Origin of the sequence: Microcoleus sp. Pol11C2 (assembly GCF_036701505.1) — a bacterium.
Classification (GTDB): Bacteria; Cyanobacteriota; Cyanobacteriia; order Cyanobacteriales; family Microcoleaceae; genus Microcoleus.
On record NZ_JAUBQX010000058.1, the window covers coordinates 1 to 20191 of the forward strand.

Sequence of the window (20191 nt, forward strand, 5' to 3'; positions counted from 1 at the left end):
CCCCCGGACATTACCCCCTCCCCCTCCCCGCCTCCCCCGGACATTTCCCCCTCCCCCTCCCCGTCTGTCCCCCCCTCCTCGACTCTCCCAGTCCCCAACCCGCAAAGGCCGACAATCCGGGTAGACTTAGAACGCTTAACTGAATTGGTGAATCTAGTCGGGGAATTAGTCATCAACCGTACAAATTTAGAACTTCAAGAATCCGAACTGCGCGGCGAAGTCAAGCGCATCCGCCGCAATATCGTAGATTTGAGCCAATTCGGCGGTCAGTTGCGAGAAGAATACGACAGACTGAGCTTTGCAGAGTGGAGGGGGGGAAACGGGAACTCTGGATTGGGAAAACTTGCAGCTGCAGAAACAGAATTCCCAATGATTGCTAACGGCAAATCCTCTCCGGCCCATGCTCACTTCGATATCTTAGAGATGGATCGTTATACAGAGTTCCACTCGACAGCCGCAGAAGTCATCGAAACTGCCCAAGCAATTTCTCACTCCGCCACCAAATTAGACACCTTAGCGATCAAATTCGAGCGCAGTACCGACCAACTGCGCCGCATTACCGAACAACTACGCAGCCGCGTCATGCAGTTGCGAGTCGTGAGTTTCAGTCGCGCCGTCGATCACTTGCCCAGAGCACTCCGGGAGATGTGTCTCACATACGATAAAGATGTCAACCTGCTGCTAGTGGGAAGAGATACCAAAATTGACGAAAGTTTGCTCGACGCTTTGCGCGACCCCTTAATACACTTAGTGAGAAACGCTTTCGACCACGGCATCGAAATGCCCGAAGTTCGGAAAGCAAGTGGCAAGCCCGCCAGCGGTCAAATTGAAATAGAAGCCCGCCACCAAGGCGGCCAAACGATTATTACTGTCGCCGATGACGGCAAAGGCATTGACCCGGAAATGATTCGCCGTAAAGTTGTCACAAAGGGTTTGGCTACCGAGGAACAAGCTCAAGAATTTTCCATTGCCGAACTCTACGATTTTCTGTTTTGGCCGGGTTTCAGCACTGCAGAAGGGGTCAGCGACCTTTCGGGGCGGGGAGTCGGGCTCGACGTGGTGCGAACAAATTTGCGGACTGTGCGGGGGACTGTGAAGGTAGACTCTCGCCTGGGAAAAGGTACGAGTTTTATTATCAAACTGCCGCTACTGCTGTCGATTACTGATGCACTGATGGTGAAGACAGATCACAATAAAATAGCAGTGCCGCTAGATGCAGTCGAGGAAATTCTGCACATTAAAGCCTCGGAAGTTCACATCGCCGGCAATCAGCCGATGCTGTGGTGGAGGGAGGAATTTATTCGTTTGGTGAGGATGCAAGATTTGCTCGAATACAGCGTCGTCGGGCCGGATGCCCCCTCTCCTGACCCTTTGACCCAAGACGAAATTCCTGTCCTGGTTTTGGCTTCTACCGAAGGAATGCTGGCGGTGGCCGTGGAACGGCTGATCGGTCAGCAGGAAATTGTGGTTAAACCTTTGCCACCGCCTCTATCCAAGCCTCGCGGCGTTTTGGGCACTACGATTTTGGGGGACGGGCGCGTGGTGAATATTCTGGATGTGGACGATTTGGTGGGCCAACCTGTGGTAAATAGTTTGATCGCCGCTATCTCCGGTAAAGTGCAGGAGATGCCGGCGAGTTCGAGTAAGTCACCGCAGATTTTGGTAGTGGATGATTCCTATACAATTCGCCAGTTGCTGTCTATGACGCTGACTCGTGCTCGCTACCGGGTGGTACAGGCTAAAGACGGTGTGGATGCCCTGGAAAAGTTGCAAAATGGTCTTGATTGCAGTTTGGCGATCGTGGATATTGAAATGCCTCGGATGGATGGATTTGAATTGTTGCGATCGATCAGATCGACTGAGCGGTTTGCTAAGATTCCCGTAGCCATGCTGACATCCCGTAGCGGGGAAAAACATCGGCAAATGGCAATGGAATTAGGCGCAAATCAATACTTCACCAAACCTTACAGCGAAGCCCAACTTTTACAAGCCATCCCCAAATTAATCCACCAATCAATAATTTAATCCATAATCTCAAATTTCCATCAAATAATCCCTAATGTCAAACAAAACTTAGGTCAAAAGTAATTGAATACGCAAATAATAGTGGGAACTACGCACCCGACTCACCTACTCAAATCGAATAATCTAAAATCCAATAATCCTCAATCTAAAATCTAAAATCCAATAATCCTTAATCTAAAATCTAAAATCGAATGACTCACGCCAATTACAATCGCCGCTTTCGGAGCAAGAAACAAGCCACTGTTAGAATTGCCCCTAAAAAATTTGTTTCCTTTGAACTGGGAAATATTTATTATGCTGTTCCTATCGAACGAGTGGAACGCATTGTTAAGAACTTTAAGGCCTACGGTCTTTTACCGAACGGTAATAGTCTACTGCGGCATCAAGAAGAACTGATTACCATAATTAATTTATCCAAAATATTTCCCAGCAGTCCCAGCATTGCTGACTGCAAATACCTGATTATTTGTACCTTAAATAAAAGCGATCGGTTAGGGATTCCCCTTCCTGAGATGCCAAAAATTTGGGAAATTACCGAAGAAAGCTTCTGCGAGATTCCCGAATTGTACCGTCAACAACAACTGCCTCCGGTAATAGAAAAGTTAATTCGCGCACCTGATGGTTCCGAAGTTTTTTATCTAAATTTTGATTTATTTAGCGAAATGTAGGGTGTTAACTTTTCGAGGTATTATACCATAGAAATGGTATTTTCGCAAACAAAAAGTTATAGATTTATGAAAAAACTCACCATAATGTCGATCGCCCTACTAATTTTTGCAGCAACTCTCGAACTGCCGAAGGTGGGGCTGCAACTAAGTGCGATCGGGCAAATAGAAACACCCCAATCAATCCCAACACCCCAATCAATCCCAACACCCCAACCTATCCCAACACCCCAACCACAAACACCCCAACAAATCCAAACACCCCAACAAATCCAAACACCCCCAATACAAACACCCCAACCAAAACCAGCCGACCCCAAAAACCTCGGCTACGTCTCGCCAGAATTTGCCGAAAATTTCTCCCAGCAACAAATCGACCAAATCAACGCCAACGTCGAAATGCTGCTGCTAACTCAAAGCTGCTCCCGCTGCGACCTCCGAGCCGTAAAATTAGTTAACATTAACTTAAAAAATCCCATCCTGACAGGAGCAGATTTATCAGATGCCAACCTCAGCGGTAGTCGCTTCGAGATCTCAGATTTTGTCAACACCAATTTAGCTCGCACAAACTTAAGCGGAGCCGAATTAGTAGGAGCGAGAATCAGCAACGCTAACCTCCGAAAAGCTAACTTGACAAAGACTAATTTAGACGGTGCAGACCTACGATTTTCCGACTTGAGAGATGCCAATCTTTCCGATGCCAACCTCCGCAATGCTAATATAGATGGCGCTAGTATCGATCGAGCAAGTATGGCCGGCACCACAATGCCCGACGGCAGAAAAAATCAATAATATAGCAGAAGGAAGAAGGAAGAAGGAAGAAGGAAAATGCCTCGTTTCCTGGGCGATTGAAATCGCTTATTGTCAAACTTTTGTCCGCCTACGGGGACTGAATACAAGTTTTTTGCTTCCTTGTTCCCAGACTCTGCTTGGGAATAAATATCTAGAGGCTCTGCCTCGTTGCCTCGTTTCCTCGTTTCCTGCTTCCCTCTTCCCTCTTCCTTCTGAATCAAACAGCCAAAAACCTCTGAATCACCTCATCACTTAATTCGCTAGTGCTTCCAGAAGCCACAATTCCGCCTTTTTGCATAGCATAATACCAGTCAGCTTGCCGCACAAAATGCAAATGTTGCTCCACCAACAAAACAGAAATTCCCCGAGTCGCAACCACACGGCGCACCGCAGCTTCAATATCTAAAATAATTGATGGTTGAATCCCTTCCGTAGGTTCATCCAAAACCAGCAACTGCGGCTCACCCATCAAAGCCCTAGCAATAGCTAACTGCTGCTGCTGTCCCCCGCTCAAATCACCTCCCAGGCGAGCGAGCATAGTTTTCAAAACAGGAAATAAATCAAAAATTTCATCAGGAACTTCAGGATTTTTGATTTTGGTTGGTTTCGCTTCCAAACCTAACAATAAGTTTTCTTTCACAGTCAAACGTGGAATGATTTCGCGCCCTTGAGGCACATAACCAATTCCTAATCTAGCCCGCTGGTGAGTCAACTTAGAAGCAATAGATTCTCCGCCAAAAGCAATAGTGCCACTGCGGGGTTGCAGTAACCCCATAATCGTTTTTAGCATAGTAGTTTTGCCCACACCATTGCGGCCGATCAAGCAAACCATTTGCCCCGCCCTGACGCTTAAATCTACATCGCGCAAAATGTGACTTTCGCCGTAGTAAACATTCAAATTAGAGACTTGTAGCATAGTTTTTAATTGGTAATTGGGCATGGGAATTAGTAGCAACTAACAAATAACTTCTTCCTTTTTCCTTCTTCCTTCTTGCTTCTTCCTTCTTGCTTCTTCCTTCTTTTTACTCTTCCGGTTTGCCCAAATATACCTCAATTACCCGATCGTCATTTTGCACCTCATCCATAGTCCCCTCACACAAAACCGCACCCTGATGCAACACCGTCACCTGCCGCGCAATTTGCCGCACAAACTCCATATCGTGTTCAATTACCAACACCGAATGACTTTGGGCCAGCGAAATTAGTAACTCTCCCGTTAACATCGTTTCCTCATCCGTCAAACCCGCCACAGGTTCATCTACCAACAACAAATCAGGAGATTGAGCCACCAACATTCCAATTTCCAACCATTGCTTTTCCCCGTGAGAAAGCAAACCAGCAGAAATATCAGCTTTAGCAACTAAACCAATTGTTTCTAACAAACCCGCAACCGTGCGTTTTTCAGCAGCCGAAGCAGGCTTAAACAAAGTCGAAAAAACATTTTTGTGGCGACTGCAAGACAATTCCAAATTTTCGCGTGGCGTTAAATTTAAGTAAACTCGCGGTGTCTGAAACTTGCGACCAATTCCCAAGCGCGAAATCCTATCTTCCGACAACTTGCGTAAATTTTGTCCCTTAAACAATACCCTGCCCTCTGTCGGCTGAACCTTCCCGGTAATTGAATCGAGAAAAGTTGTTTTGCCCGCACCATTGGGACCAATAATAACTCGCAGTTCGCCCGCATCCATACTAAAATTTAAACCGTTTATGGCTTTAAAACCATCAAAACTAACAGTCAAGTTTTCTATTTCTAATACTTTTCCATTCATAATTAACAATTCACTCACTAATGAACAACAAACCCTACCCCTTATAGGTGCGTAAGGCAAATATCCTCCCTTTTTAAGGAAAAAATTTCCCCTTCCCGGACACCATACTTACTTCGTTTTTCGGGCAGTTTACTCTCAAGTAAAACTGCTAGAACTGCTCGCCACTGGAGATGGAGCGGCAGCCATAATTCGCTCAGCTAATTTCGAGAGCGGCAGACTTTGCAAATACACTTTTCCAGGCCCGGTTAGCTTGACTAAAAACAAGCCTTCGCCGCCAAATAGAGCATTTTTAAACCCGCCCACAAACTGAATATCGTAATCTACAGTCGGCGCAAAAGCTACCAAACAACCAGTGTCCGCCCGCAACACTTCGCCAACTCCCAAATTTTTCTCAACTATTGTTCCTCCCGCATGAACAAAAGCTAGCCCGTCACCCTGCAACTTTTGCAGAATAAAACCTTCTCCGCCAAAGAAACCGGCACCCAGCCGCTTGGTGAATGCTACCTCAATTTCAATGCCGTTGGCCGCACAGAGAAATGAGTCTTTTTGACACAAAAATTTACCGCCAAGTTGGCCTAAATCTAGGGGAATTACTTTACCCGGATAGGGCGCGGCAAAAGCGACGCGGGCCTTGCGATTTCCGGCGTTGACAAAGGTGGTAATGAAAAAACCCGCTCCTGTCAGCATCCGTTTGAAACCTTGAAATAAGCCGCCGCCTGTGGATGTTTGCATTTGGATGTCGCCTTCCATGTATGTCATGGTTCCAGCTTCAGCCCTGACACCTTCTTTAGGGTCGAGTTCAATCTCGATGAGTTGCAAATCGTCGCCGTAGATTTTGTAGTCAATAATATCTGCCATATGTTGTCCCTCAAGTTAAAGAACGAAGCTACTTGCTACGGATATCTAAGTAGGTGGACATATATATTACGTTTCCTCAGACAGAGATAAATGCAGCGTTTGCCCAGGTTATTGCGATTGCTTTGTTTGTCTGTTGTCGGTGAAATTTATTTATGTCAGCATACTTATAAATTACACGATGTTTTTGCACTCAATGTTCAAGTTCTTCTTTTTCGAGCTGCACTTGGGGGTCTTGTTCCAGGCTGGGGTAAGTAGATGCGTACTTCGGTCTTCTGAACAACCTGCGGATTTGGCCGAAACCTTGATGTTGCAGCCATCCGACTAAGCCGTCGGGCAGCACTGTGACTACTATGAGGAATAGCGCGCCTTGGAAAAATAGCCAAACTTCGGGGAATTGTTCGCTCAAGAAACTTTTGCCAAAGTTGACTAGCAGTGTTCCCAATATTGCTCCCGATAATGTGGCGCGACCTCCGACTGCGACCCAGATTACCATTTCAATTGAAAAGGCAATATCCATTGCTTTTGGCGAAATGATTCCGGTTTGTACGGTAAATAATGCGCCTGCAATCCCGGCTAAACCGGCGGAAATTGCAAAGACTAAAACTTTATATCCTGTGGGATTGTAACCTGAGAAACGCAGGCGCACTTCGTCGTCGCGAATTGCTACTAACAAGCGGCCGAAACGCCCGCTGGTCAGCCAGCGGCAGAGGGCGTAAGTTGCTGCTAAAAATAGTATGGTGAGAATGTAGAAAATATATTGAGTATCTCGGTCATTTACTGTGGCTCCGAACAGGGTTTTAAAGTCGGTGAGTCCGTTGGTGCCGTTAATCAGTTTTTGCTGACCGTTAAAGAAGTTGAAAAATACAATGGTTGCTGCTTGAGTGAGAATTGAAAAGTAAACGCCTCGAATTCGATTGCGGAATACTAAATAACCTAAAAGTGCGCCCAAGATGGCGGGGATGAGAACTACTGCTAATGCTGAGAAGGGAAATGAATAAAATGGTTGCCAAAACCAGGGGAGTTCGGTAACGCCGTAGAGGTTCATAAATTCTGGCAATTGACTGCTGGCGGTTGGGGGAATTTGCAGTTTTAGGTGCATGGCGAAGGCGTAGCCGCCGATCGCAAAAAACACTCCATGCCCTAAACTAAGCAAACCCGTGTATCCCCAAATTAAGTCTATGCCGAGGGCGGCAATTGCTAGTGCTAAAAATCGCCCCAATTGATTGAGCCGAACGTCGGGGAGTATTCCTGGGATGAGCAATATGAATGTGAGGGTGATCGCGCTGACAATTGCCGCTTCTTTTAGCCAGGGTTTTTGATGTGTTTTCTGCATTTTTCGCTACACTCGCAGTTGTAATTTTTAATTTTCTACCGTCCGCCCTTTTTGCGGGAAAATCCCTCCCGGCTTCACTTGCAAAAAAGCCATAATTAAGGCGAATACCATTACTTTTGCCATGCTGGTTGTGGCGAAAAATGTGAAGAAGTCGGCTAAAGGCTTGACAGGAGCGAACATTATTGCTAAAGTTCCCGAACCGATCAGGTAATTGGCAGTGCCGATCGCGATCGCAGCAACTACACTCCCCACAATCTTGCCGACACCGCCCACAACCACCACCATAAAGGTATCGACTATATAATTTTGTCCCGTATTTGACCCTACCGAACCGATCAAACTAATCGCGCACCCAGCGACACCTGCCAACCCTGAACCCAAAGCAAAAGTCAGCGCGTCTACTTGTTCGGTAGGAATTCCCAAACACGCACTCATGCTGCGATTTTGCGTCACGGATCTAATCCGCAATCCCCAGACAGACTTTTGCAAAAATAGGTAAATTCCCGCCAAACAAATTCCGGTAAGGACAATAATAAAAATTCGGGCGTAGGGCAACTGAAAATTGCCCAGCGGTATGCCACCCCGCAACCATTGCGGTGCCGTTACGTCCACATTTTGAGCGCCAAACCAAGGTTGAGTTACTGCCAGTTTGTAAGTTTGCCCTAAAAAGGCGCTCACTGCCCAGGAAATACCCAAAGATAAAGGCAAAATTAGGGCGATAATTTTGTTGCGAATGCGATCGAAATCCATGCGAGATTTCAGCACCCGCAAACCGCCAAAAAACAGCAAACAAAACACCGCAATCCCAATTACCAGCACCCAACTAACGCTGCGGACAAACTGCTGCAAAATTAAACTTACACCCCAAGTTGCTAGCAAAGTTTCTAGTGGCCGCCCGTAAAGATAGCGAATCACTCCGCGTTCGAGAATCAATCCTACCAATGCAGCTACTAAAAAAGCTAGGGGAATTGCAAATAAAATATAGGTTTCAAAAGCAAATCCTCCGATACCTTTGAAGACATTTTGCACCACGAAAGTTGTATAAGCCCCCAGCATCATCAACTCGCCATGAGCCATATTAATCACGCCCATCAGCCCGAAAATAATCGCTAATCCCAGGGCTGCAATTAGTAAAACTGCGCCGATGCTAATGCCGTTAAATAAACCATCTAATATCGCCACTTTTGTTACTCCTGCATCAAGTCGGTTAACTTTGTTCGCGGATAATTAGGGGCGGATTTTACCCCATTGGTGTCAACTTAACCGTCGAGTTTTCTATAAAAAATGCTTAGAGTCAGTATCTCGATTCCGCTAAATTCCCCTTAATCAGGGGGACTTTGAAGACTCCAGTTCCCCCTGATTAAGGGGAGTAGGGGGTGACGCAAGAACGCTCTTGTCCCCCCTTAATAAAAGGGGGGTAGGCGCAATCGAAGATACGTTGCCAACGTTAACAAAATTGGTATTACCTACTTATCAAGCTTTGAATTTGCCACCTTTTGCGGGGTCTGACCAATCGCAAGCAAAGCCTTTCGTTTCAGCGACAAATTGATTCCAAGGCACCGGTTTCACTGCTTCTGGTGTAGCAAAAGCGATGTTAAATAAACCGTCGTCTCTCACTTCGCCCAAGCGCACAAATTTAGAAAGGTGATGGTTAACATCCATCGTTACTGTGCCCCCCGGTGCGTCAAAGGTTTGACCTAAAGCTGCTGCCCGCACTTTTTCCAAATCGTCGGCTGTCCCTGCTTTTTCGACGGCTTGCTTCCACAGGTAAACCATGATATAAGCTGCTTCCATCGGGTCGTTAGTCACTCTATCGTTGCCGTATTTTGCTTTGAAAGCTTGCACAAATTTTGTATTAGCCGGAGATTCCACAGTCATGAAGTAATTCCAGGCGGCGTAATGGCCTTTAAGATATTCTACGCCGATCGCCTTTACTTCTTCTTCTGCAATACTGACCGACATTGAGGGATATTTGTCCGGTCCCAAACCGGCACCCTGCAACTGTTTGAAAAATGCTACGTTACTGTCGCCGTTGAGGGAATTGAAAATGACGCCGCCGTCTGGCAAAGCTGCCTTAATTTTAGTAATAATTGGCGTGACTTCTGTCCCGCCCAAAGGAATGTAATCTTCCCCAACTAATTCGCCGCCTTTGGCTGCTAGCTGTGCTTTGATAATGGTATTTGCCGTGCGTGGGAAAACGTAGTCAGACCCGACTAAGAAGAATTTTTTGCCTTTATTTTCTAGCAGCCAGTCAACTGCTGGTTCGATTTGCTGGTTCGGCGCCGCCCCGGTATAAAAGATGTTCTTAGAACACTCTTGACCCTCGTATTGTACGGGGTACCAGAGCATATGATTTTTTTCTTCAAATACCGGTAATACTGCTTTGCGGCTAGCGGAAGTCCAGCATCCGAAGACGGTGACAACTTTATCTTGGTCGATCAATTTTTTGGCTTTTTCGGCAAAAGTCGGCCAGTCTGAGTTGCCATCTTCTACGACTGCTTCGATTTGTTTTCCGAGGACGCCACCAGCTTTATTAATTTCTTCTATCGCTAATTGTTCGGCATCGACAACGCTTTTTTCGCTGATTGACATCGTGCCGCTCAAGGAATGCAAAATTCCTACTTTGATCGTGTTTCCGCCCCCGGCTGCTGCTGGTGTAGTTCCTGTTGATGTGGGAGAAGCGGCGGGAGTTGCTGTTGGAGTTGGAGTTCTACAAGCTTTGAGAAATAAACTTGATGTTAGGGTAGCAGAACTGTATAAAATAAATTTCCGCCGATCGAATCGCTTTGTCATTTTTTCTTGTTACTCTTGAATAGATGAGTCAGATGATTGAGAATAATAACACATAGCGACTTGATATTAAGACTCGCTTCAGCAGACTGTTGTATTTTTAGCTACAAAACTTATTGTTTTTGAGAAAATGAATGTTTTGTGGGGATTGAGGGCAACTGCGGTCGAAACCGGAGTGATACCTTGTTAGATTTTAGATTGACTGATGACATCAGGGTGAGGATCACGGGCTTACCCGATTTTTTTGGGAAATCGGGTTTAGAGACCAAAATACGTCTTTTCAGCAATTAGTGTGTAATTAGAAACCAGGTTTCTTTACAGAAATTATCTTATTGATGCTACCACTTAGGCAGCAACCGGGTCGATCGCACAAAATAGAAAGCGGGTTTCTCGCTCTCCACAGGTTATTGATGCTAAAACTTACGCAGCAACCGGGTCGATCGCACACTCATAGGCGAGTATCAAAGCAGGTGACGATCGCACTTCGCTTTGAGTACGATCGTCACCTGTAGTAATGCCCCTGATTTATGGAGAATAGCGGACTCGAACCGCTGGCCTCTGCGGTGCGATCGCAGCGCTCTACCAACTGAGCTAATTCCCCTGATTGAGTTTTAATTTAGCATTTTAGATGCCGGATTGCCGAATCTAAAAGGCTTACAGGTCTTGCTGGCTCTCACGTTCGCAGACCGTCACTTACACTAGCACGTAACTGCTAAAAACGTCAAGTGTTTTCCGCAGCCGGCTCAGTGGGGGCGATCGAGCAAAGTGCCGCCACTCTATCCAACTCTAAATCAGCAAAATAGTCCACCGTCCAATTAGCTTGGCGCTGAATCATGTGAAACGGGTAAGTGTGAGTCACACCCGCAACCTGAATCCCCGCTTTTTTCGCCGCTTCAATCCCCGCAAAAGTATCTTCTACGGCCAAACACTCGATCGGTTGCAGGTTAAAGTCGGGATATTTCTGGTTGAGAAGTTCCACAGCCAATAAATAGCAATCCGGTGCTGGTTTGCTCGCTGTCAAGTCGTCGCCTGCGACAATTAACTCAAAGTTTGCTGCCAAACCGGCCCGATCTAACACCAATTCTATATCCGATCGCATTGCCCCGCTAACTACGGCCATTTTCAGTCCGGCAACCCGAATTTTATCAATAAATTCTGCCAAACCGGGATAAATCGGCAATTTCTCCAAAGTATCTATTTGAGCTTTGTAAGCTTCTGCCTTGCGCTGCAGCAGTCGATCGAGATATGTTTCTGTCAGAAATCGTCCTCGGCGCTTGAGTAGTTCGGTAATGCAAGCGCGATCGCTCCTTCCCAAACAAACTTCTCGAAACTCCCCACGTTTGAGCTGGAGATTTTCATCGAGCATCAATTGAGCGATGATTTTCTCGTGAATCGGCTCGTCATTAACAATCACGCCATTAAAATCAAATAAAACAGCTTTTAGAGTCATTAGTTAGGAGTTGGGAGTTAGGAGTTATTAGTTATTAGTTATTAGTTATTAGTTATTAGTTATTAGTTATTAGTTATTATTCAGTCCGCGAAGGCGGACTTTATTTGTGTAGCCCCGACTTCCAGTCGGTGGTTATTCTCTAAATCAAGCGGGAGCTGGAATGCCCGGTAAATCGCCATCAAAATCAGGAGTTCGATCGCCCCAATTCCACCCCCTCGCCACCTTTGCCTGTTCCAAATCTTCCCCAGGCAAAGGTTTCACGCCCTGCGTCACCTGATTCACCCACCAGTGTTCGTGAGTTTGCACCGCAGCGAATCCAGCCGCCCCCGCCCAAGCATCGAGGCTGCCAGCCGCGTAAGACTTAATATAAGGCTCTTCAAAGATATCAGTCAGCCACTCTGTTTGCCGCAAAGTTTTTTGATTTCCGTCCAAAATTGCCACTTGTCCGCCAACCTTCAGCAGTCGGAAGCTTTCTCGCAAAATTGCCCGCGATACAACAGGTGGCGTCTCGTGAAATAGCAAGGAAGCTGCGACTAAATCGAAGCTGGCATCTGGAAAAGCAACGCTTTCGGCATTTCCGTGCAACCACTGGATATTTAAGCCGGCTTTTTGCGCTTTCATGTCGGCAACTACCAGCATATAAGGCGACAAATCCAGGCCGATAACTTCCGCTGCGGGAAAGGTTTGCTTGAGCATGAGGGTTGTCGAACCGGTGCCGCATCCCAAATCGATGATTCGGCGCGGTTTGACCCGCACAGCGTCAATTAAGCCTTGCCGGACGACTGTTTCGTGGGGAGGCAAAACATATTGGGTGATGGGATCGTAGGAAACAGCCGCACTGGGGTTGAGGTAGCCACGTTTAATGCCGTGAAAGTTTTGGCTGGTGTAATATTCGGGATAAACTAAATCGGGTTGTCGGTAGCGATCGCCCGCTGTTTCCCAGTCGATACCTTCGTATAGTCGTTTCAGTGCTTCTTCGTCGATCGCCAGTCGAATCAGGGGCGACAAAAAGCGCTCGAAAATTGTATCCTTGCCAACAGCCATAAAACACCTTTAACAAAAACTCTTCTAATTTTAGCCAACGGCCGTCAACTTAGCATTAATTAAAACTGTTTAGCCCCTCTTCCCTCTTCCTTCTAGCCCTTACCTCCGTTACAAAAGCCGTGGGCTTCCTTTCCACTTCCTTCTTATACCAGTTTTTCCAAAAAATGCAACTATATACCAGCTTCAAAAGCTTGTTTTATCAGGCATTTGAAAATCTCAAATCTCAAATTTTATTACTTCTCGTTAGTAATAGGAATTTTTACCAAACACTCCGTACCCCCGCCATGAGGTCGAGAAATTGTGATGCTGCCGCCGTGTCCATCTACTACAATTTTGTAGCTAATTGCCAACCCCAAACCCGTGCCTTTGCCCACCTCTTTAGTAGTAAAAAATGGGTTAAAAATTTGGTCTTTAACGCTGTCGGGAATGCCGGGGCCGTTGTCGGCGATCGCCACTTTCAGAAATTTAGCGCCATGTTCCCGAACTACTCCCGTGGAAATAGTAATAATTTTATCCAGGCGATCGATCTCGTTCAAGGCATCGATCGCATTGCTCAGCAAGTTCATAAATACCTGATTGAGCTGAGACGGATAGCACTCGACTGAAGGCACTTTTCCGTATTTCTTGACTATATAAATTCTATTTTTAATGCGGTTGGAGAGCAACAGCAAGGTATTTTCTATACCTTCGTGAATATCCGCCTGCTTTTTGTCAGATTCATCGAGGCGAGAAAAGTTACGCAAAGAAAGAACGATGCTGCGAATGCGTTCTGTTCCTATTTTCATAGAATCCAATATATGCGGCAAATCTTCCTCGATAAATTCTAACTCGATTTCTTCGGTGAAATCTGCGATTTCCTGGGGAACGTCTGGGAAGGCTTCTTTGTATAAACTCACCAATTCTAATAAATCTTTAGTATATTTGCTGGTGTGAGGCAAATTAGCCGAAATGAAGTTAACGGGGTTGTTAATTTCGTGCGCTATCCCAGCCACCATTTGACCTAGTGATGACATTTTTTCGCTCTGCACTAAATGAGTTTGAGTCTTTTTAAGTTCATTTAAGGCACTATTAAGGAGTTTTACTTGGTCTTGGGTTTGACTGTAAAGGTGAGATTGAGTAATTGCGATCGCCAATTGGTCTGCTACAGCTTTTAACAGTTGGATTTCCTCCCGGCTCCAAAGCCAATGAGTAGCGTGGCTACAAATCAAATAACCCTGTGGTTGATTCTGAGTCTGGACAGGTACGGCTAAATAGCTATTAGCTTTAAGTTCGGGCGGTTGAGTTACACCCTTCGCCCAAGTGTCCATCGAAAGAATAATTGGTTCGCCTTGACCACTCCTTACTAACACATTTTCTAGAAAGTAAGGCTCAAACTTTATGCCTTGTGTGGGAGAATCAGATGGGCAACATTCCCACAGGATTTGTAACGTTTTTTCTTGCGGTTTGTACCAACCAAAAGCCGCCAGTTCTAGGTGCAGCAAACTTAGTATTTCTTCGACTGTACTTTGCACAATTTTGTCTAATTCAAGGGAAGCGCGAATGCGTCCGGCAATCCGGTTGAGCATGGCTTCTCGCTCCGCTTGAGCGCGATTGTTTTCGGACGAGTAAATTAGCCAAATTGCTGCTAGCATTGCCGGGATGAGCAGGCCGGCGACTACGGAGGTCAGCAAATTTAATGCTTGCAGTTGGGATTCAATATTTTCACGGGGAATTACTAAAGCCATCGACCAGTTAACTTCCTTGAGTGGAGCATAGGCCACATATACCCATTTGTTATCTATTTTTACCAGTTTGATGTTCGTCTGGCGGTCGATCATCTGCCGCGCAATTGTGGAGAGAGCGGGGTCTTTTGACTGTAAAAAGCTTGGGGCCTCCTGGTCGATATTTCCGATTAAGTTATTGTTGGGATGAACAATTGGCACTCCTTGTGAATTGAGCGCAAAAGCATAACTGTCGGAACCGTAAAGCAAGCTGTTAGCAACAGATGTTACTCGGTCTAATTTAATGCTGCCTGAGAGGACTCCAATTACTTGATTGGGAGCGGGAGGTAAGGCCCAAATAGGAGCTGAAATAATAATCGTAGAAACTTTTGTACTGCGGCCGATCAGCGGGTCGGAAACGTTGAGCTGCCCGGCCATTGCTTTTTGAAAGTGTTGGCGGTCTTTGCTGTTCGCGCGGTGGCCTAAAGTGTTGATAAATAAGCCGTCGGGTTGAGTTAATGACAGGACGAAATACTCTTTTAATCTGTATATTTCTCCTTGTAACCGCGGCTCGACTAATTGCCAATTGAGAGTGCCAACCGTAGGATCGTAAGCAATGGTTTCTATTTCTGCTTTGCGGCTGCTGAGCCAGCGGTCGATTTCATCGGTGCCTTTTTCTAGTTTTAATAGTGCTATTTGCTTTAAATTGTCAAGGATTAGTCCGCGTACAAAAAAATAGCTGATGCAAGCAGTTGTGCTAATGGTTAAAGCCGTGGTGCCCAAAATTAGCAGGGTCAGTAAATGGCGGCGCTGCCGTCTGTGCTGCCAAAGACTGTGCACTTGCTGCCACTGCGATTGAGCAGAATTGCTGATGTTGTCCCAAAAGTGCCGCAGCTTTTTTGTTTGGTGTGGCGGCGGCGCAGACACAGATCCGGCTTGATTTGCTGGGTTTTGCATCATCAAATGTTTTCTCCGAATCAAATTCATCAAACGGTATTGGTCATTCGGCAGAATTAATATCAGCCAAGTCGTGAGACCAGTTTCAGAAAAATAATGCAACTGTAGGCCGGTGCTGCCAACCCTGGTAGGCATCAGTCATTCCAATCTCAATCTCAAATCTCACATTTAAAATGGTATGACTTGCATTCCTGACTGCAAACAATTCTTATTCCGATCGCACGCTTGCCTTCTATTTTGGCATCAGCTTTATATTTTGACCTTCGGTTTACCTAATTGAGGTTACTGCTTTACGATATCTTTAATATCTATCTCGTTTGTATAACAAAATAATTATAAATAACACAGAGAAAACACGGAGTTTTTTAAATTAGCCATGTATTATAAGCTAGAGGCAAATACTTATTGACAATTTTACTAATTTGCGCTGTGGTTTCAAGGGGATATTTTTTCGTCTAAAGCTTTTTTTGCCAAGCGGGTTGCATAAACGGTGAGGGCGATCGTTGCTACCAAACCAATGCCGTAGAGAGTCCACTCAGCAGTAGTGCGCGATCGCCCTTGCGATCCGAGTGCAGCCAAACTCCCGGCCAGAGAACCTATATAAACATACATCACAGTTCCGGGAATCATGCCGATCCAAGATGCCAAAAAATAGTCTTTTAGAGATACCTGTGTGACTCCAAAAGCATAGTTAAGTAAATTAAATGGAAAAATGGGAGAAAGCCGCGTCAGCAGCACGATTTTCCATCCTTCAGAGGCAACTGCGGAGTCGATCGCCTTAAATTTTTGATTGCCCTCTATCTGTTTGGAAACCCAGTCGCGAGTTAAATACCGCCCTACCAAAAAAGCGCAAGTTGCGCCTAAAATCGAGCCGATGGAAACACAAACCGAACCGCCAACGACTCCAAACAAAACCCCAGAACCGAGAGTCAGCAAAGAACCGGGGATAAATAGAACCGTTGCTACAATGTAAATTAGAATAAAAGCTGCCGGGCCCCAAGGGCCGAGACTCGCGATCGACTCCAGGGCATTTTTCAGAATTCCTTGAAAGTTAAAAAACCTGGTCGCAGCAATTAAGGCCACAGCTAAACCAATCCCTAAAATCAGCTTCCACCTATTTGATGTTGACGGATTTTCATCGGGCGATCGCGAATCATTCATTACCTAAACTCCCCAGTCTAAATTGCATACACCCTAAGCTTGGCAGTTGCGCTTTAGCGCTGCAATACTCTGTAATAAAGCGCAACTTTTCCCTTAAATTAAATCAAAGTACCGCCGCAGCTAGAACCGCAACCTGCCGTACATCCATAACAATAAGCAGCAGTTTGCACCTCTTGAATCACATCTAAACTGCCAGATGCGAGCAACTTAGCAACAGTTATCTTTTCCCCGCTGCCAGTTTTCGCTGGCAGATTTTCCATTTGGTTAAAATCGCAGTCGTAGACATTGCCCAAATAGTCGATCGACAATTCGTTGCGGCACATTAAATGTTCCAGAGTACCGGGATTAAAATTATCCTCCAAAAACCCCAGATAAGGCTTGTGCAGTTTCTTATGTTCCAAATGAAACTTAGTCCGTCCCACCGGCAAATTAGTAATCGCGAACAATTGATTAAAACAAATCCCAAAATGTTCGGCTAAATAAATCTTGTAATCTTGCTCTAACTTGCCTTGTTCCGGTGTTAGCGAAAATTTGTCTGTTGCCGGCACTTGTGGATTGTACACCAAATCCAGAGTTAAATTTGGGTTTTTCCCGTATCCCAACTGATTTAGTTTTTGCAGCGCCCCAATCGAACTGTCAAAAACACCGTTACCGCGCATTTTGTCCACATTGTCAGCTTGGTAGCAGGGAAGCGACGCCACAATTCTGAGTTGGTGCTGCGCGCAATATTCGGGAATATCTTCAAAACCTTTTTCAAAGTAAATCGTCAAATTAGAACGAACAATTACCTCTTTACCTGCCGCCCTGGCAGCTTCCGCTAGCGGTTTAAAACCGTAAAGCATTTCGGGGGCACCGCCGGTGAGGTCAACAGTTTTAATTTGAGGAAAGCGGCGAATAATTTCAATTAATTGGTCGCAAATTTCCGGGGAAAGTTCTTCTGTTCGTTTCGGGCTAGCTTCTACGTGGCAGTGAGTGCAAGCGAGGTTGCAGCGTTTGCCGAGATTAATTTGTAAAACTGTAATCTGCTTTTTAGTTAAAGCTGAGTTAATTTTGTTTTTGAAAGGCGTGACTGCTGTCTGAATCATGTGCTCACCTTTTGGTCTGTGCCCGCAACGAATGTACAGGCGTTCCGGCGGAACGCCTCTCATAATTTAGCACTAATTCCAATAGTTCTGGACGCATCAAAACCCACGAAACCGGGTTTTGTGCCGTTTTTGCGCGATGTAAAGCCTCTTCTTAGAAAAAAACCCGATTTCTGACCACTCGTGCGTGTAGGACTATTAATCTTACTTTAGAGAGTCAACTAATGTTTCAACTCGTGCTTTAATTTCATCTCGAACGCGGTGAAAAGTTTCGAGGGGTTGTCCGTCGGGGTCGTCGAGTTGCCAATCTTCAAACACTTCTCGCAATACCCACGCTTCGGGTAAATTCACACCGCAGCCGCAGAGAGAAATTACTGCATCGTAGTCTTCTGCATTGAATTCGCTTAAGGGGTTTGATGTTTGATCTGTGATATCAATGCCGATTTCTGACATGACTTGAATTGCTGTCGGATGAACTCTGCTTGATTTTAACCCGCAACTGGTGACTCCAATCTTGCCGGCTCCAATGGTTTTAGCGAAGCCTTCTGCCATTTGCGATCTGCAGGAGTTTCTTTTGCAAACAAACATTACTTTTTTCATAGTTTTTGTTGGTGGTGAGTTGTTGGTTATTGGTTGTGTTCGGGGTTCCGGCGGTTTCTAAGTGCCCGGTAATTCAAGGGCGCGATTTGCTAGTGCGATCGCCTCCTTAGCTGCTTGTTCCTTGCGTTCGCTGTAGCGATCGGTCAAATAGTCGGCTTGCTCCCGCAACAACAAGGTAAACTTGTACAGTTCCTCCATCACGTCGATCGCGCGATCGCGATAAGGCGAATCCTTCATCGTCCCATCTTCATTAAATTCCTGATAAGCTTTCGCAACCGAAGACTGATTCGGAATCGTAAACATCCGCATCCAGCGGCCCAAAATTCTCAAAGTATTGACAGCATTAAAAGATTGGGAACCACCGCTAACTTGCATCACAGCCAAAGTTCTGCCTTGAGTCGGTCTGACAGCCCCAATGCTTAAAGGAATCCAGTCAATTTGATTTTTCATAATGCCGGTAATATTGCCGTGCATTTCTGGACTCGACCAGACTTGACCCTCCGACCAAAGACTCAGTTCCCGCAATTCCTGAACCTTCGGATGCGTATCGGGGACGCTGCCGTAAATCGGCAATTCAAGAGGATTAAAGAACCTAACTTCTGCACCGAAATCCTCAATAATTCTCGCCGATTCTTCCGCCAACAAGCGGCTGTAAGAACGCTCTCTTAACGAGCCGTATAAAAACAGAATTCTCGGTTTATGCGTAAAACTTGTCATGATACTTTCAATTAAAATCCCGAAATCCGTTAGATATTTCCCGATAAACTGCGACTGCTAATTGTGCTCCCCAAATAGGAGCCACCCAGTAAACCCAGTGGTGTTCCCAAATACCCCCAACTAAAGCCGGGCCAAGAGAGCGTGCCGGATTCATGCTCGCTCCGGTAATCGGCCCCATAAATGCAGCTTCTAACCCTACAGTTAACCCAATTGCTATCCCGGCAAAGCCGATGTGAGCGCGTCTATCTAGTCCCGAGCCGAGGATGACAAACATTAAGATAAAGGTCAAAACAGTTTCTAAAATTAGAGACTGCAACCAGTTACCCTTGAGAGGGATAGTTGCACCGAGATTGGCTACTTCACCTAAAGTAATTAGCAGCAGTTGAGAAGCGGCGATCGCACCCGCACACTGCGCTAAAACGTAAGGCAAAACTTTATATTTTGGAAAAAAACCGCTCGTCCAAAACCCTAAAGTTACGGCAGGATTAAAGTGTGCACCGCTGATGTGTCCTAGGGCGTAAATCATCGCAGTTACTACTGCACCAAATACAAAACTGACGCCTAAATGAGTTACGGAACCAGCGCTAGTTTTGTTAACCATCACCGCACCGGTGCCTGCAAAAACCAAAATAAATGTACCTAGAAATTCGGCGATCGCCTCTCGCCTCCAATCGGGGCGAGCACAAGCTAACCTCTGAGCTGTTGCATCCATCGCTCTCAACTAATTTGTTCCATCCCATCATATCAAGAAAAATTGATATGTCAATCTTCAAACAAGCGATATCAGTATTTGAGTGATTAAGAAATGTTGATGGGTTAACCCGCGTCGGAACAGGGGCGCGCCGGCAGGATCTGGCTGAAACGGCGGTATTCGGCGAGGTACTGTTCGAGGGCGACAAACTGAACTAAATTGAGGCTGTAGTAGATCCAGCGCCCTTCTTGGCGGCTGCGAACTAAACCGGCTTCTTTTAGGGTTTTGAGGTGAAAAGAAAGTTTAGGCTGAGGGACAGAAAGTCGATCGCACAAATCGCACACGCACAACTCCTGTTCCCGCAGCAACTCCAAAATCTGAAGCCGCAGGGGGTCAGAAAGAGCGTGAAAGCCAGCAGCAATCAATTTATCTGCAACAGGCGGCGCGATCGTAGAATTTTTAACCATAAATTACCCTTAAATTTTTATTCAACAACTCCCGGCGCGATTTCTTGTTATTACCGTTAGATTTGATATGGTTATCCTTTGATGGCAATC

At 45.8% G+C, this 20191-nt stretch carries 19 protein-coding genes and 1 tRNA gene; 4 read left to right on the plus strand and 16 right to left on the minus strand.

From position 1 onward, the window contains the following. The 3 genes from QUA42_RS23610 to QUA42_RS23620 form a co-directional block, all read left to right on the plus strand. The coding region (locus tag QUA42_RS23610; RefSeq protein WP_333140580.1) for a hybrid sensor histidine kinase/response regulator at positions 1-2025 on the plus strand (2025 nt) is incomplete at its 5' end. Positions 2026-2216: 191 nt separating this feature from the next. Next, the gene (locus tag QUA42_RS23615; RefSeq protein ID WP_333140582.1) at positions 2217-2693 is read left to right on the plus strand and encodes a chemotaxis protein CheW; all 477 of its coding nucleotides are present in this window, start codon (positions 2217-2219) and stop codon (positions 2691-2693) included. A 66-nt stretch (positions 2694-2759) separates the two neighbouring features. Next, complete coding sequence (locus QUA42_RS23620) at positions 2760-3482, plus strand: pentapeptide repeat-containing protein (RefSeq protein WP_333140583.1); 723 nt, start codon at positions 2760-2762, stop codon at positions 3480-3482. A 217-nt stretch (positions 3483-3699) separates the two neighbouring features. Here QUA42_RS23620 and urtE read toward each other — a convergent pair whose 3' ends face one another. The 6 genes from urtE to urtA form a co-directional block, all read right to left on the minus strand. Further along, a complete protein-coding gene (urtE, locus tag QUA42_RS23625) occupies positions 3700-4398 on the minus strand; it encodes an urea ABC transporter ATP-binding subunit UrtE (RefSeq protein ID WP_333140585.1) in 699 nt (232 codons plus the stop codon). Positions 4399-4504: 106 nt separating this feature from the next. After that, the gene (gene urtD / locus QUA42_RS23630; RefSeq protein WP_333140587.1) at positions 4505-5251 is read right to left on the minus strand and encodes an urea ABC transporter ATP-binding protein UrtD; all 747 of its coding nucleotides are present in this window, start codon (positions 5249-5251) and stop codon (positions 4505-4507) included. A 135-nt stretch (positions 5252-5386) separates the two neighbouring features. Further along, positions 5387-6109: a TIGR00266 family protein gene (locus QUA42_RS23635; protein WP_333140589.1), complete on the minus strand. Its 723-nt coding sequence runs from the start codon at positions 6107-6109 to the stop codon at positions 5387-5389. A 190-nt stretch (positions 6110-6299) separates the two neighbouring features. Beyond that, positions 6300-7442 (minus strand): urea ABC transporter permease subunit UrtC, encoded by a 1143-nt coding sequence (urtC, locus tag QUA42_RS23640; RefSeq protein ID WP_333140591.1) that lies wholly within the window; start codon positions 7440-7442, stop codon positions 6300-6302. A 27-nt stretch (positions 7443-7469) separates the two neighbouring features. Next, entirely contained in the window at positions 7470-8624 is a 1155-nt protein-coding gene (locus tag QUA42_RS23645) for an ABC transporter permease subunit (protein WP_333140593.1), read from the minus strand. A gap of 291 nt (positions 8625-8915) precedes the next feature. Next, complete coding sequence (gene urtA, locus QUA42_RS23650; protein WP_333140595.1) at positions 8916-10235, minus strand: urea ABC transporter substrate-binding protein; 1320 nt, start codon at positions 10233-10235, stop codon at positions 8916-8918. A gap of 332 nt (positions 10236-10567) precedes the next feature. Between urtA and QUA42_RS23655 the strand changes: the two genes are divergently transcribed. After that, positions 10568-10744: a hypothetical protein gene (locus QUA42_RS23655; RefSeq protein ID WP_333140596.1), complete on the plus strand. Its 177-nt coding sequence runs from the start codon at positions 10568-10570 to the stop codon at positions 10742-10744. A 16-nt stretch (positions 10745-10760) separates the two neighbouring features. Here QUA42_RS23655 and QUA42_RS23660 read toward each other — a convergent pair. The 10 genes from QUA42_RS23660 to QUA42_RS23705 form a co-directional block, all read right to left on the minus strand. Next, a tRNA-Ala gene (locus tag QUA42_RS23660) sits at positions 10761-10833 on the minus strand. A 120-nt stretch (positions 10834-10953) separates the two neighbouring features. Then, positions 10954-11682: an HAD family phosphatase gene (locus tag QUA42_RS23665; RefSeq protein ID WP_333140598.1), complete on the minus strand. Its 729-nt coding sequence runs from the start codon at positions 11680-11682 to the stop codon at positions 10954-10956. A gap of 144 nt (positions 11683-11826) precedes the next feature. Then, a complete protein-coding gene (locus tag QUA42_RS23670) occupies positions 11827-12726 on the minus strand; it encodes a methyltransferase domain-containing protein (protein ID WP_333140600.1) in 900 nt (299 codons plus the stop codon). Positions 12727-12959: 233 nt separating this feature from the next. Next, a complete protein-coding gene (locus tag QUA42_RS23675) occupies positions 12960-15518 on the minus strand; it encodes an ATP-binding protein (protein ID WP_333140601.1) in 2559 nt (852 codons plus the stop codon). Between the two features lie 300 nt (positions 15519-15818). After that, the gene (locus QUA42_RS23680; protein WP_333140603.1) at positions 15819-16544 is read right to left on the minus strand and encodes a TVP38/TMEM64 family protein; all 726 of its coding nucleotides are present in this window, start codon (positions 16542-16544) and stop codon (positions 15819-15821) included. 98 nt (positions 16545-16642) lie between these two features. Next, entirely contained in the window at positions 16643-17629 is a 987-nt protein-coding gene (gene arsS / locus QUA42_RS23685; RefSeq protein ID WP_333140605.1) for an arsenosugar biosynthesis radical SAM (seleno)protein ArsS, read from the minus strand. A gap of 201 nt (positions 17630-17830) precedes the next feature. After that, a complete protein-coding gene (gene arsC / locus QUA42_RS23690) occupies positions 17831-18226 on the minus strand; it encodes an arsenate reductase, glutathione/glutaredoxin type (protein ID WP_333140607.1) in 396 nt (131 codons plus the stop codon). A 57-nt stretch (positions 18227-18283) separates the two neighbouring features. Further along, complete coding sequence (gene arsH, locus QUA42_RS23695; RefSeq protein WP_333140609.1) at positions 18284-18943, minus strand: arsenical resistance protein ArsH; 660 nt, start codon at positions 18941-18943, stop codon at positions 18284-18286. A 7-nt stretch (positions 18944-18950) separates the two neighbouring features. Beyond that, positions 18951-19655 (minus strand): MIP/aquaporin family protein, encoded by a 705-nt coding sequence (locus QUA42_RS23700; protein ID WP_333140611.1) that lies wholly within the window; start codon positions 19653-19655, stop codon positions 18951-18953. Between the two features lie 104 nt (positions 19656-19759). Beyond that, on the minus strand, positions 19760-20101 hold the full coding sequence (locus tag QUA42_RS23705; protein WP_333140613.1) for a metalloregulator ArsR/SmtB family transcription factor: 342 nt from the start codon (positions 20099-20101) through the stop codon (positions 19760-19762). Positions 20102-20191: the final 90 nt, after the last annotated feature.

Bases quoted from the DNA above. Each gene is read 5' to 3' on its own strand.
- QUA42_RS23665 (WP_333140598.1), bottom strand. From the start codon at position 11,682: ATGACTCTAAAAGCTGTTTTATTTGATTTTAATGGCGTGATTGTTAAT.
- QUA42_RS23655 (WP_333140596.1), top strand. From the start codon at position 10,568: ATGCTACCACTTAGGCAGCAACCGGGTCGATCGCACAAAATAGAAAGC.
- arsH (WP_333140609.1), bottom strand. From the start codon at position 18,943: ATGACAAGTTTTACGCATAAACCGAGAATTCTGTTTTTATACGGCTCG.
- QUA42_RS23635 (WP_333140589.1), bottom strand. From the start codon at position 6,109: ATGGCAGATATTATTGACTACAAAATCTACGGCGACGATTTGCAACTC.
- urtC (WP_333140591.1), bottom strand. From the start codon at position 7,442: ATGCAGAAAACACATCAAAAACCCTGGCTAAAAGAAGCGGCAATTGTC.
- arsC (WP_333140607.1), bottom strand. From the start codon at position 18,226: ATGAAAAAAGTAATGTTTGTTTGCAAAAGAAACTCCTGCAGATCGCAA.
- QUA42_RS23670 (WP_333140600.1), bottom strand. From the start codon at position 12,726: ATGGCTGTTGGCAAGGATACAATTTTCGAGCGCTTTTTGTCGCCCCTG.
- urtE (WP_333140585.1), bottom strand. From the start codon at position 4,398: ATGCTACAAGTCTCTAATTTGAATGTTTACTACGGCGAAAGTCACATT.
- QUA42_RS23700 (WP_333140611.1), bottom strand. From the start codon at position 19,655: ATGGATGCAACAGCTCAGAGGTTAGCTTGTGCTCGCCCCGATTGGAGG.
- QUA42_RS23615 (WP_333140582.1), top strand. From the start codon at position 2,217: ATGACTCACGCCAATTACAATCGCCGCTTTCGGAGCAAGAAACAAGCC.
- QUA42_RS23675 (WP_333140601.1), bottom strand. From the start codon at position 15,518: ATGCCTACCAGGGTTGGCAGCACCGGCCTACAGTTGCATTATTTTTCT.
- arsS (WP_333140605.1), bottom strand. From the start codon at position 17,629: ATGATTCAGACAGCAGTCACGCCTTTCAAAAACAAAATTAACTCAGCT.
- urtD (WP_333140587.1), bottom strand. From the start codon at position 5,251: ATGAATGGAAAAGTATTAGAAATAGAAAACTTGACTGTTAGTTTTGAT.
- QUA42_RS23680 (WP_333140603.1), bottom strand. From the start codon at position 16,544: ATGAATGATTCGCGATCGCCCGATGAAAATCCGTCAACATCAAATAGG.
- QUA42_RS23705 (WP_333140613.1), bottom strand. From the start codon at position 20,101: ATGGTTAAAAATTCTACGATCGCGCCGCCTGTTGCAGATAAATTGATT.
- QUA42_RS23620 (WP_333140583.1), top strand. From the start codon at position 2,760: ATGAAAAAACTCACCATAATGTCGATCGCCCTACTAATTTTTGCAGCA.
- urtA (WP_333140595.1), bottom strand. From the start codon at position 10,235: ATGACAAAGCGATTCGATCGGCGGAAATTTATTTTATACAGTTCTGCT.